The organism is Rhizobium sp. P2_G9 (assembly GCF_056403475.1).
Genome location: NZ_JBFUFK010000047.1, coordinates 40,904 through 53,716, shown reverse-complemented (window position 1 = coordinate 53,716; position 12,813 = coordinate 40,904). Strand labels below are relative to the sequence as shown.

Annotated in this window: 9 protein-coding genes; 5 read left to right on the top strand and 4 right to left on the bottom strand. The window is 57.8% G+C overall.

Annotated features, from left to right (window positions below):
* Position 1 precedes the first annotated feature (1 nt).
* Complete coding sequence (locus AC1DYF_RS31345) at positions 2 to 1,555, bottom strand: GumC family protein (RefSeq protein WP_477881596.1); 1,554 nt, start codon at positions 1,553 to 1,555, stop codon at positions 2 to 4.
* 466 nt (positions 1,556 to 2,021) lie between these two features.
* Here AC1DYF_RS31345 and AC1DYF_RS31340 point away from each other — a divergent pair, with 466 nt between their 5' ends.
* From AC1DYF_RS31340 to AC1DYF_RS31330, 3 genes are all read left to right on the top strand, one after another.
* Entirely contained in the window at positions 2,022 to 2,948 is a 927-nt protein-coding gene (locus tag AC1DYF_RS31340) for a glycosyltransferase family 2 protein (RefSeq protein ID WP_477881593.1), read from the top strand.
* Positions 2,949 to 3,108: 160 nt separating this feature from the next.
* Positions 3,109 to 3,786, top strand: a complete 678-nt coding sequence (locus tag AC1DYF_RS31335) for a sugar transferase (RefSeq protein WP_477881591.1) — start codon at positions 3,109 to 3,111, stop codon at positions 3,784 to 3,786.
* Positions 3,787 to 4,842: 1,056 nt separating this feature from the next.
* Positions 4,843 to 5,643, top strand: coding sequence for a LuxR C-terminal-related transcriptional regulator (locus AC1DYF_RS31330; RefSeq protein ID WP_477881590.1), 801 nt, complete (start codon positions 4,843 to 4,845; stop codon positions 5,641 to 5,643).
* A 217-nt stretch (positions 5,644 to 5,860) separates the two neighbouring features.
* Here the strand turns inward: AC1DYF_RS31330 and AC1DYF_RS31325 are convergent, their stop codons facing one another.
* Together AC1DYF_RS31325 and AC1DYF_RS31320 are read right to left on the bottom strand one after the other, a co-directional pair.
* The gene (locus AC1DYF_RS31325; protein WP_477881588.1) at positions 5,861 to 6,379 is read right to left on the bottom strand and encodes a hypothetical protein; all 519 of its coding nucleotides are present in this window, start codon (positions 6,377 to 6,379) and stop codon (positions 5,861 to 5,863) included.
* 101 nt (positions 6,380 to 6,480) lie between these two features.
* A complete protein-coding gene (locus AC1DYF_RS31320) occupies positions 6,481 to 7,893 on the bottom strand; it encodes an efflux transporter outer membrane subunit (protein WP_477881586.1) in 1,413 nt (470 codons plus the stop codon).
* Positions 7,894 to 8,565: 672 nt separating this feature from the next.
* On the opposite strand from AC1DYF_RS31320, the gene AC1DYF_RS31315 reads away from it, so the two are divergent.
* Together AC1DYF_RS31315 and AC1DYF_RS31310 are read left to right on the top strand one after the other, a co-directional pair.
* On the top strand, positions 8,566 to 9,879 hold the full coding sequence (locus AC1DYF_RS31315; protein ID WP_477881584.1) for a polysaccharide biosynthesis/export family protein: 1,314 nt from the start codon (positions 8,566 to 8,568) through the stop codon (positions 9,877 to 9,879).
* A 70-nt stretch (positions 9,880 to 9,949) separates the two neighbouring features.
* Positions 9,950 to 11,461 carry an O-antigen translocase gene (locus AC1DYF_RS31310; RefSeq protein WP_477881582.1) on the top strand — a complete coding sequence of 504 codons (1,512 nt, stop codon included), beginning with the start codon at positions 9,950 to 9,952 and terminating at the stop codon, positions 11,459 to 11,461.
* A 192-nt stretch (positions 11,462 to 11,653) separates the two neighbouring features.
* Here the strand turns inward: AC1DYF_RS31310 and AC1DYF_RS31305 are convergent, their stop codons facing one another.
* Positions 11,654 to 12,799, bottom strand: coding sequence for a DegT/DnrJ/EryC1/StrS family aminotransferase (locus AC1DYF_RS31305; protein WP_477881680.1), 1,146 nt, complete (start codon positions 12,797 to 12,799; stop codon positions 11,654 to 11,656).
* Positions 12,800 to 12,813: the final 14 nt, after the last annotated feature.

The following is a 12,813-nucleotide window of genomic DNA, read 5'->3' as shown; positions in this document are numbered from 1 at the left end:
TTCACACCAGCCTCGAAAGCAGTTGCCGAAACACCAGGTCTAGTGGCGCGTAATAGTAATGAACCAGCATGAGTGAGGCCGGGATCGCGCCGGCGGACAGCAAGACCGCAGCACCAGCCATGTAGCGCGAGACACGCCGCTCATGCGGGGTCCTGATCATCGGGACGGTGCCGAGCGGTTCTATCTGCAGCTTCCTGAGGTCTTTCGGGCGGCGCACCGTTTTGTTGAGGATCTCGAGAAGCAGCACCAGGGCAACCCCCAGACCCAGTCCGCCAATGCCGCCAAGGGCGATGATTATCTTGGGCTTCAGGCCCGTGGGCCTTGACGGTGGCATGGCGCCCTCAAGCAGAGAGAAGCGCTGTCCGTCGGTGCGGCTCTCTATCTGCTCCCCCGTCAATGCTTCCGCGCGTTGCGCAATCGCTGCATTATATTGCAGCTGGATGTTTTCACGATTTCGCTGCAGCGTGTTCAGCTCGGTTTCGGTCGCGGGCGTTGCAGCGATGGATTTGGTCAGTTCCTCGACGCGATTGGCCGCATCGAGCTTGTCCCGCGCGATCGCCTGCAATCGCTCCTCGATAACAGGCAATTGCAGTTCAAGGCCAAAGGCTGGCTTCTGCGGGTTGGCGGGATCTTTCGCCACAGCACCCGGCTTCAACGGGATCATGCCTTCTCGAACCTTTGCAATCCGGTCGCGAAGGGCGATGATGTTCGGGCTGTTCTCCGTGAACAGCGCGAGTTGCTCGGCGAGTGCCCGGTTCAGGTCCACCAGCGTCTGTTGCTCCGGTGTCAGTGGCGCTGTCCCAGTGATCTGGCCCGTGTTCGTGTAGGTCATGATCAACTGGTTCTTGCTTATTCTGAGCTCGGATTCCTCGCGGTCCAGTGTCGAAAGCTTGTCCTGCAGACTGCCTTGCTCGCTGCGACGAAAAGCAAGGCTCTCGGGCAGGGTTTCATTGTGTGACTTCATGAACTGCAGATTCTCGATGTCCAGCCGCTTGAGCTCATCGCTAAGCCTCGCGACTTTCTGGTCGAAGAACCGCAACGTGTCGCCGGCGCGGCCGGCCCGCTCGCGCTTGTTCCTGTTGAGTATGATCGCAACAAGTGCATTGGCGACATCCGCCGACAGCGCCGCGTTGTTCGCACGGAAGGAGACTTCATAGACGGCGATCCCCTGCTCCGGGCTCTGCGAATCGAGCTGCAGTTGGTCGAACTTGATGCGGGACCGCATATCCTGGACGATATCCTCGTCACCAGGTTGGGCGGGACTGTCGCGATAAACACCGAGTTTTCGCGCAAGGGTGAGCAGCGCGTCTCGCGTGGTGATCTGCTGTTGCAAGACCTGCAATTGAACCAGACCGCCCATCGGCACGGTGGATCGGGCAAGATCGGTGGGGATCTGCGGTGCTTCCACCAGAATCTTGGCGCTGGCGCTGTAGACCGGCTGCATATGGCGAACCACGAGTGTCGCCACCACAAGGAGCGCCAGCGTGATCGCCAGAATGACATGCAGGCGGCGCAGAAGCGCCCGGACGTAAAAGCCAATTTCCAGTTTATTCATGGGTGAGACACTCAATTACGCGAATACATCTTTGCCTGTCGACACGCGACATCTTCGAGCGATCCGGCTGTCAATCATAGCCCGCCATTGTGCGTTTCGGGCTGGCGCCACACGGACCCCACGTAAGCCTTTTGAGCGAGAGTGCAGCACTTTCGGGCAGATTATCCTGCCCGATTCATCCATCGAGCGAGCACGGATACCTCGCAAGGCGCATATCCGTCGTCTCGGCACGCAGCCTTCCTGCTTAGTCGTGGCAAGATCCCGGAGAACCGGACTTCCGCCTTGCGACCGGGGAGGTAGGAATTGCCGCAGGGAATGAAACTATCCCCAATCGCGTGGAGGGGTGCCTGACCTCCCCCGAAAGCCTTAACTCTGCTCATATTCACAGTACGAACCGGAAAAGTCATTCTCAGAGGCGTGTCCGGAGCTGCCGGACCATGTCTAGGCATTCATTGCTGGGAAAAACATGAACAATCCGGTGAAACTCAGCGTGGTCATACCACATCTCAACGAACCGGACGGCAATCTGCTTCGCTGTCTCAAGGCGCTCGATGCTCAGCGTACCGAAGAAACCACCTTCGAAATCATCGTCGTCGACAACGGCTCGGTGGAAATGCCGGAAGCCGCATGCGCCGGCATTGCCGACCTTCGGCTGGAGCGGGAGATCGTTCCGGGACCAGGTCCGGCGCGCAATCGTGGAGCGGCACTGGCGCGCGCCGATCTTCTGGCCTTCATCGACGCGGACTGCATCGCAGAGCCCGGCTGGGCCAAATCGATCATCGAATTCATGGCCGGCCGTCCCGACATCGCACTGATGGGCGGGGACATCGGTATCCTGATGACCGATGCGGGAAAGCCGAGTGCAATAGAATCCTACGAAAGCATCTATGGTTATCGCGCCCGCCTTTATGTCGAGCGCTACGGATTTGCCGCGACTGGCAACATGGCGGTGAGGAAAGACGTCTTCCACGCCGTTGGGCCTTTTGGCGGCATCGCGACCATGGAGGACACCGAATGGGGCCAGCGAGCGACAAGGTCTGGCTACCGAATTGCATTTCTTCAGGAAGCGAAGGTCCTTACTCCCTCCTGCAAGTCCTTTGGGGAGCTGGCCCGCCGCTGGGACCGCCATGTTGCGCACGAATTCGGAAACGTCGGAAGTGGTTTGACAGCAAGGCTGAGCTGGCTGTTTGCATGCGCACTGGTTGCCGCTTCCCCTCTCGGTGAAGTGATCGCTATCGCTCGATCCAGCCGTGTTTCGGGCTTCAAGAGCCGGTCGCTGGCACTTGCCTGCCTGGTGCGTATCCGGCTCTACAGGGCGCGGCTGATGCTGGATCTGGCGCGCCGGCGACGATTTCCCACCATGGTAGAGAGTTGGAACAAGGAAAAGATTTGACGGCGGCGCCGTGCCGGTGTGCAGGCGGGCTGAACGTCAGCGGGCAGAATCAGTATTCATCATGCCGCTGCCAAAGCAAAGATAGTGACAGGCTTCATACGCTTTCATCTCGATTTGCTTAAAATGGCGGAAATAAAACAAAACAAGGCGGGAGGAATAAATGCTGAGGGCGATAATAAATTACTCTTCCGGTCTCAATATTTCAGGATTCCGATCACGATTCATATATTCGCGGCTCAATTATGCAACTGTCAAACGATGCCTTGATGTCGTGCTGACGGTTTTGGCTGCGCCGTTCTTGTTGATACTCGTCGGTGCACTGGCCGTCCTGGTCAGGCTGGACGGTGGAGGGGCATTTTTTTGGCAGTCACGCGTCGGGCGTGACGGCAAGCTGTTCAAGCTCTGGAAGCTGCGGACCATGGTGCCGGATGCGGACTCGCGACTGAGCGAGCATCTGGCAAAAAGTCCCGAAGCGCTGGACGAGTGGACGCGTTGTCAAAAACTCGCGAATGATCCTCGCATCACACGAATAGGATTCTACCTGCGGAAATATTCTCTCGACGAACTTCCGCAGTTGTTCAATGTGTTGCGTGGCGACATGAGCCTTGTCGGACCCCGGCCAATGCTGCCGGAGCAGCGCAATCTCTACCCGGATACAGCCTACTTCAGTCTGCGCCCCGGCATGACCGGCCTGTGGCAGGTGAGCAAGCGCAATGCCTGCACATTTGCGGAAAGGGCGCAGATCGATACCCGATACGCACGCACGTTCTCGTTTCGCACGGATCTATGGATTCTTGCCCAGACACCGTTTGTCGTGCTGAAAGGAACCGGAATTTAGAGCATGTTGTATCGATTTGGAGCCATTCTGTTGGCCTGATATACGACAGGTCCAGATGTCGGTCCCTTTTCGGGGCGCAGCAAACATTCCCGCGGCGTGCGATCGGTCGGGCCATGCCCCGATTTTAACCATGTTTGAAGTTCGAAGAGGCTTGCGATCCGATCGTCGAGCCGGCCTTTGAGATGGTTTGACAGCACTATCCTTCTCGCTTTCGGATGAAATCCAGGAGAGGATTTCCACATTTTCCATGCCGGCATGTCACCTGATAGCGAGCGTACAACCTCTCGGCCGATGAATCCTGTCCCGTCTGTGACAAGTATGCGCATGAAAAAAATCTGCTCGGCGCCAGAAAAATTCAAGATAAAATGGCCGATTCTCTCTGCTACTCGAGCCAATTTCCGCCCGACAGCTGCTTCGCGGTGAGAAGATCCGAAAAAAGTACGGTCCGCTGGCCATTCTCCAACCTACACTTCGAGAAATAAGCTTAATTGTCGATCTCTCGCCTATGATGTGTCAACTTCGTCGACACAGAAACCGGCTTCGGCTCGCAGGTTAAGTAAAAATTCATTATTATTAACGAGCTCAGCGGGAATTTACTCCTTTTTTACACGAAATCTTCAGACATTACGCGATTTCGATCATGCTAATATTCTCCGCGATGCCCGGAAAGCGGCACGGAGAGTGCTTCTTTGTGAAATGGTATTTAAGTCTGTCAATGTATCGACGGGCCTATTCAAGAGAAAGGATCGGTCGGGTTTTAGTATCATCAAGTCCGTTCAAACATTGTCACGATCGTCGGGTAAACAACTCCACGACGAATACCGCGATCTCGGAACATGGGTGAAATAAGCGTAGACATACACACGTAATCTAAGTACTCAAACAACCTATACAGCTTCGATAAAATAGTGTATGTGTAAATCTACTAACGATCAATTGACTTAAATTTTATCCAAAAATGTTAACGCCGCGATACGCTCGCGGATAAAAAAATTAATAGATTCAATCATTAGAAGCGTGTGCAGTGATGTGTTTTTGGTGATGGGAGTAGACGCCATGAACTTGATGACAAGAAACAGTAAGGATGGCATAAAAGGAACTACTATTCTACCGATCGAACCGGAACTCGCCACTCCGTTTCGAGGGTCTGTTACAGCAGCTGTGTCCGGAACGCGTGAAACTTCGCTGGTTATCATCGACAATCGGGCTCTGGATCGGCAGTGCCTTGCACGATGCATAACCTCGACGCGGCCCGATGTTTCCATCCTGGCCTTTGATTCCGTGGAGGAGTGGCGTCGTAACCATGATCACGGGACAGTGCCGGGGGCGATATTGCTCAATATCGGCAGCGCCAGGATTTCTGACCGGATTATCGCCGATGAGATCAAAACGCTCGCATCGGAGTTCCCGACGCCGATCATCGTGCTCGCCGATTCAGACGATCCCACGGAAATCATAGGCGTACTCGAATGTGGTGCAGGGGGGTACATACCCTCATCGGTTAGTATAGATGTGTGCATAGAGGCCATCGCTTTGGCTATGGCAGGAGGCATATTCGTGCCGGCGAGTTGTCTTTTGGCTATGCGTCAATTCATCAATACTGCGGCCTCGACGGCCGGCCCTCTCAACGGCATATTCACGGCCAGACAAGCGGAAGTGGTTGAAGCTCTCCGTCGAGGCAAGGCAAATAAAATCATAGCCTACGAGCTCAACATGCGGGAAAGCACGGTAAAGGTTCATATCCGGAACATCATGAAAAAGGTCAAGGCTACAAACCGCACGGAAGTAGCCTACAAGATCAATGATCTCCTCCCAATGGATATTCAGCCGGCTGCCAGGCCTGACGCAAACGGATAGGAGAGGTCGAGACAATCTCTTTCGCTCGGAACGAAGCCCTTTCCTCGTTCCTTCGATCGTGAAGAAAAATGCTGGACCTTCCGGCCAGTATTATATTTTCGACCGTTGGCGCAACTTCGTCAGGTGCTGAAAAGCTGATATTACATCATCATTTTAAAACGAGAACAGACGCCCGCAGCCTGAAAGACGTCGGCTACCCGCCCCGGCGCACGGCTCGTCAGAGACACGCTTGTCCCGCGATCGGGCGTGTCAATCTGCTTTTTCGCGCCGGGCATGCGGCTGAAGCACGCAGGCCGCCACTGAATTTGGCGTTGGAATTTTTTTGAAACGCTCTAGAACAATCTCCATCCATCAGTGTTCGGAGGGGGGACAAGTCGTGCCGAAACGTTTGAGGACCGGCGATGCGATCGTGTCGCCTGACACGGATGCAGATGTTGAGTGCCGATTCGACGAGAGAACCGGCATACTTCACCTTATGATCGATGGTCCTCTCGCGGGAGGTCCGCCATCCGAAGGCTATCTTTTGGAACTCATTGCCCATCATCGCAGAAATCGGCCGCTCAATGGCATCGTGATTTTTAATCGACAGGACCCGAATTTCAACCAGGTTACCGCGATGCTGCAACATCGGTATTGATGGCTGGCGCAGCTCGGTTATTCGCCTGGCGAACCCATTGAGCGCAGGCGATTGAACCAGAAATCCCGCGCCGCGAGCAGTACTGGCGATCAGGGCCATCTTCGAAGCCGATTTAGTCGATTGACGAAGTGACGATCAAATAGCCCCATTCATTGCGGCCGGAATGAACCGGGATCAGGGGCGGCTTCTGTTTCTCGTCGCTAAAATTCATCACCCGCCTGCGCGAGGTCGGACTTGTCCCGCGCGCCCAGTTCCGCGCCGCCTCCGACTGCCACATTCAACGAAATGTAGTCTGCAGCGAGCTGTCTGATGGCCGCAACAAGCGACACTCTTGCATCTGCAACATTGCGCTCCGCTTCAAGAACATCCAGTACGGTCGCGGTCCCGGCCTTGTAGCTGACACGCGCCAGGCCAAGTGCTTCCTGGTAGGAAGAGACGAGCCGCCGCAGAGCGACAACCGTCTGACGGTCGCGATGCAGCGCGATCTGCGCATTTTCGACCTCTTCGACCGCGTTCAGCACGGTTGCTTTCCAGGCGATGTAATGCGTCTGCATGTTCGATCGGGCGATCTTGACCTCTGCCCGACGTGTCTGACCGTCAAACAACGGAAGATCGATGCTCGGCCCAAACGACCAGGACAACAGGCCATGGGACGCGCTGCGGGTAAAGGTCTTCGATCCATTGATCGACCCAATGAGCGCGATGCTCGGATAACGCTGGGCTTCCGCAACGCCGACATCGGCCGTGGCGGCGGCAAGCAGCCGTTCCGCCTGCCTGATGTCGGGACGATTGCGGATGAGATCCGCCGGAATGCCGACGTCCGTGGGCGTGCGGGGGACCGGTTGGCCATAGCCATGGCTCAAGCTGGCCGTCATCGTTGCGGCTGGCACGGCCAGGAGCGTGGCAATATGGTTCGCCGCCTGGTGAAAACGCGCGTCGAGTCCGGGAATTTCCGACAAGGTCTGGTTGACCAGACCTTCGGCCTGGATCACGTCAAGCCGGGAAGCGGCCCCCGAATTCCTGAGGTCGGTGACCAGCTTCAGGGTCTCCCGCCGTGACGCGAGGTTCCGGCGGGCGATCGCGATCGATTCCTGACTGTATCTGAGGTCGACATAGGATTGGCTCAGATCGGAGAGGAAAGCCAGGCGCGCAACACCGATATTGTCATAAGCTGCATCGAGCGACGCGCTGGCGGATTCCCTGGCTCGCCTGTATTGCCCAAAGAAATCCAGCAGCCAGGACGCACCCAGGCCAGCTGTCAGCGTGGTCGTGGTCCGTGCTTTCGTCGCGCCGGCGACGGTGGCTGCCGCGGCTGCATCGACCTGGGGCAGGGCGCCGGCGCCGGCAATCACGACGTTGGCCTGGGCTTGGGCAATGCGTTCCAGTGCAGCACGCACGCCGAGATTCTCGTTCATCCCCTGGTCGACGAGCGCATTGAGGCCTTTGTCTCTGAAAGCCTCCCACCACGGTTTAAGCGGCACCTGGTCCGTCGGCTTCCGGCCTGCTTCCGAGTAATGAGCCGGCAGCGCTGCGTGCGGAGGCTTGTAATTGGGACCAACCACGCAACTGGAAAGAACCATCGCAGTCAACGCCAGCAATGTCGTGTTTCTCATCAGTTCCCCTGGTTGGAAGACGGCAAGTCGCCAATCACGCATGAAAGCCCTCGGCAATGCATCTTCCCGGACGGGCATATCGTTCACCCCGGGGCCTATGGATCGCGGCATCGTTCGGAAAGGCGATGCCTTCAAGGGCAAGGCATCGCCGCTGCGGGCGCTTTGGCCGTGCGATACCTTCACGATGACACGCTCTTCAATACGTGAGATGAATGGAGGCGAATAGAAGCGACGATCGCCGCTGGCGCTCGCCCCGAAATCGCTGATGGTAAATCAGACTTAGAATTCATCATTGCCCCCAAGCACCTAAATTCCGGACCTTGCGCCGGCTATTCCTCCCCGAAACTATCGGATATCTCGATAGCGAATCGCACAGCATGCAGTCAATTCCAGCAACCCAGCCGATTGATGTATTCGTCCCGAGGCAGACATAGTCCAAAAGCGGTAGGCGAGATCCGGTCCCCTTTCCACTGTCGTAGGCGGAGTCGCCACTCGCTACCCGCTGACCGGCTCCGCTTGATCAAAAGTCCGATCAAATCATCCTTGCCTGCTTCCTTACCCCTTATTGATGACACTGCACCAGCGCATTCTGCCCTTCTCAACGCCGGTTTAGTCGGCAGAATGTAAGGTGTATCTTTGCCGTCACTATCTGGCGCTGGGCTTGGAGACATTATGCCTGAGGACTTATTTTGCCGCGGTCGATTGAGACGCGCGTGGTTTGCGGTTTTTACAATGGTTGCATTTGGCGGCCTGTCAGGCCAGTCGCCTGCATGGTCGGAGACGATGCTGCCGCCGCAAACAAACATTCGATTGACGGTCGTGCAGTGGATCCCGAACAAAGGCGAATATGAAAAATGGGATGCGCTCGGCGGTGACTTTCAGGTCTCGGATCGCAGGACCATCACGCTTCCGGTCATAGGCACGGTGTCCGTTGAAAATCTCGATACGAACGGGCTGTCAGCGGTGATCGCCCGGGAACTGAAAGCACGGATCGGCCTCATTCAGGCACCCGAAATCAGCGTGGCCATCATCGATTATCCACCCGTTTATGTCGTGGGTGATGTCAAGGCACCGGGCGAATACCGGTTTCACGACGGGCTCATCGTCTTGCAGTCCCTGGCCATGAGCGGTGGCGTGTTGCGTCCCGACCATGAGACAAACGTCTCCCAGAAAGCCGAGCTGGTCGGTGATCTGCGCGGTCTCGACGACTCCATTCTGCGCAGCGAAATTCGGATTGCGCGTCTGCAGGCGGAAATGTCGGGCGCCGAGACTTTCAACTATAAACCGCGCGAAAGCGACGACAAGCAGGCCGCAGACGCAATCTACAGGCAGGAGCAGGCCATATTCACTGCCCGGGCCAATCTTCTTTCCCGCCAATCCAAATCATTCGCGGAATTGCGGGACCTGCTATCCGCCGAGATTTCAAATCTCGACGAGAAGACGACGAGCGCCGACGCCGACGTCGAATCGGTCGAGAAGGAGCTTCGCAACGTCAAATCCATGGTCGAAAAGGGTATTGCGCTGCCGTCACGCCAAGCCGATCTCGAGCGCATGCTGCGAAGCTACTATTCCGGTCGCCTGGATCTGACAACCGCCACCATGCGCGCGCGGCAGGGCATTTCCGAGGCCTCGCGCAATCTTGAAGGTCTCTACGACAGGCAGCATAGCGATGTCGTATCCGAGCTTCAGAATGAACAGGCAAACCTTGACCAGCTAAAGATCAAGCGCGACACGGGCCAAAGACAGTTGCTTGAGGCTCTCTCACGGGGGCCGGACGCGGGACCGGCCGACGACGACGTCCTCACCTTCACGATCATGCGTCCGAACAATGGCAAGGCTGAGGAACTGGCCGCCGGGGAAAACACCCCGCTCGAGCCCGGTGATGTCGTGCGCGTTACCCGCAAATCATCAAATCGATCCGCAGACGTCGAGAACACTGCCCAGATACCTGCCGCCGACAATCATCGTTCAGGTCCCAGTCAATGAGAGGGCCGAAGCGCCCGGCGGTCCATGACCATTTGGCTCGGAATGGCATATGTCGCAAGAAGCTTCCCCGATGACGGCCGAACAGGATGCCGGTGCGGCGCCGCACACCTATGCCCAGATCCTGAAATCGACGCTCATGGTCGGCGGATCCTCGGCAATCAACATCGTATTCTCCATTATTCGCAACAAGGCCGTGGCCGTGATGCTGGGACCGGAAGGCGTCGGGCTGCTGGGCGTCTACAGTTCGATCAGCGACATTGCCCAGACCGTTGCAAGCCTCGGCGTCCCTTCCAGCGGCGTACGCCAGATCGCCGAAGCGGCGGGGAGCGGTGACGACAGGAGCATCGCCCGAACCGCTGAGGTGCTGAGCCGCGTATCCATCCTGCTCGCGGCCATCGGAGCCATCGGGCTCGCCGCACTGGCGCTGCCGATCGCTGATCTCACTTTTGGCCACAGCCAGCATGCCCTCGGCATCGCCCTTCTGTCGCTCGCGCTGTTCCTCAGGGTCGTTTCCGGAGGGCAGATGGCTTTGATCCAAGGCCTCAGGGACATTTCCAGCCTGGCATTGGTCAACGTCGTCGCGGCGTTTGCCAGCACGGTGCTGACTATCCCATTGATCTACTTTTTCGGCGTCGAGGGCATCGTGCCGTCGCTCATCGGGGTTGCGGGAGCCACGCTGCTGGCGTCATGGTGGTATAGCAGAAAAATCCGGCCGCTCGCCCACCCACTCGCCTTTCGGGCTTTCCGACAGGAAGCGCAGGCGCTTCTGAAGCTTGGCTTCGTGTTCATGGCCAGCGGCTTTCTCACATTCGGCAGCGCCTATGTCATCCGCGTTATCGTGGTCAATGCGAACGGCATGGCTGCCGCCGGGCTATATCAAGCGGCATGGGCGCTCGGGGGCCTCTATGCCGGCTTCATCCTGCAGGCCATGGGCACGGATTTCTATCCGCGCCTGACTGCCGTTGCCCACGATCATGCCACCTGCAACCGCCTGGTCAACGAGCAGACGCAGATCAGCCTGCTGCTTGCCGGTCCGGGCGTGATCGCGACGCTGACTTTTGCGCCTATCGCATTGCAATTGTTCTACGCCCCGGCCTTTTATGCGGCCGCGGACCTGCTGCGCTGGATCTGCCTGGGCATGATGCTCAGGATCGTCGCCTGGCCCGTGGGTTTCGTCGCCGTTGCCAAAGGCCGGCAGGCGATCTTCTTTTGGACAGAGGCTGCGGCGACCGCGGTTCACCTTGGGCTTGCCTGGGCGCTTGCTGCCAGGTTTGGCGCAGTTGGCGTCGGCGCTGCCTTTTTCGGGCTTTATCTGTGGCACGGCACGTTGGTCTACCTGATTGCCCGTCGCCTGAGCGATTTTCGTTGGTCGACATCCAGCCTCAAATTCGGGTTGATCTTTCTCACGGCGTCGGGGTTCGTCTTCTGCTGCAGCCAGTTCCTGCCTTTGTGGCAGTCGACGGCGATCGGATCTGTCGCAATGCTGGCCAGCGGGTTCTATTCCCTGAAAACGCTGGTCGGGCTCGTGCCGGCAAACTCCCTGCCGCCCGTTGTCCGAAACCTGGCCGCGCTATTGACCTGACCCGGTTTTCTAAGGCGGGCCGCGAAATCTCCGGGATTCGCTCCGGTGCTTCAGTCCTTTGTTTTTGCGCATGTCTTTGTCCCGAAACCGGTGACCGCTTTCGGGACACATGCTGTGGGGCCTTCAGACAAAATAGCCGACGGGGGTGATACCGACCCCGTCGGAGAGAAATGTTCAGTTCTGATGATGGTGTCAGGCCGCCGGGCGGGCCACTGCGGCGGTGACATGCCAGAAAGCGTCGACCACCTGCGACAGCTCGGCCTCCGTCATTTGAGCAAACAGCGGCAGCATGATCGCACGATGCTGTGCTGTGACGCTATGGCTGAGATGTCCGACGACACGATGCTGGCCGCTTTTCAGATACGCGTCTTCGCAATGAATATTCATCACGCCGCGTCGCGTCGATATACCAAGATCGAGCAGCATCTGCATCGTATCTCGCTGGTAGACGTGATCCGGCAGCACGACGCAGAAGCTCTGCCAGTTGCTGCGAGCCCACGATGGCTCCTCGGGCAGCAGAAGGCCGGATTTGTATTGAAGCTGCTGCCGGTAGAGCTCAGCGAGCTGCCGCCGGCGCTCCACGAGACCGGGAAGACGGCGCAACTGAACCCGGCCGATCGCGGCCTGGACATCGGTGAGGCGATAATTGTAGCCAAGTTCCGGATAGGACTCGTAGATCACCTGCTTCGAGCCATGGCGGACCGCATCCGTCACGCTCATGCTATGCTGGCGCCAGAGACGGAACTTGCGGTCGTATTCGGCATTGGCGGTGGTCAGCATTCCGCCGTCACCTGTCGAGATCACCTTGCGGGGGTGAAAGGAAAAACAGGCGATATCGCCGTGTGGCCGGCCGATCTTCTGCCATTCGCCCTGCCAGAGAATCTCGCTGCCGCTGGCACAGGCTGCGTCCTCGATGACCGGAATGCCCAGGCGCCGGCCGATCTCCACGATACGGGCGAGGTCGCACGGCATGCCGAGCTGGTGGACGCACAGGATCGCCTTTGTCGACGGCGTGACCGCCGCCTCGATCAGCGCCGGATCCATGTTGAAGCCATGTGCCTCGACATCGATGAAGACCGGGATGGCGCCACAATACCGGATGGCGTTGGCGGTCGCAATGAAGGAGTGGCTGACCGTGATCACCTCGTCGTTTGCGCCGACACCGACGGCGAGCAACGCGAGATGCAGTGCCGTTGTGCAATTGGATACGGCACAGGCGTGGGGGGCGCCGACATAGGCAGCAAATTCGGTCTCGAATGCGGCCACTTCCGGACCCTGCGTCACCCATCCCGACAGGATCACGCGCCGCGCGGCATCGGCCTCCTCTTCATCGAGCATCGGCTTGGCAATCG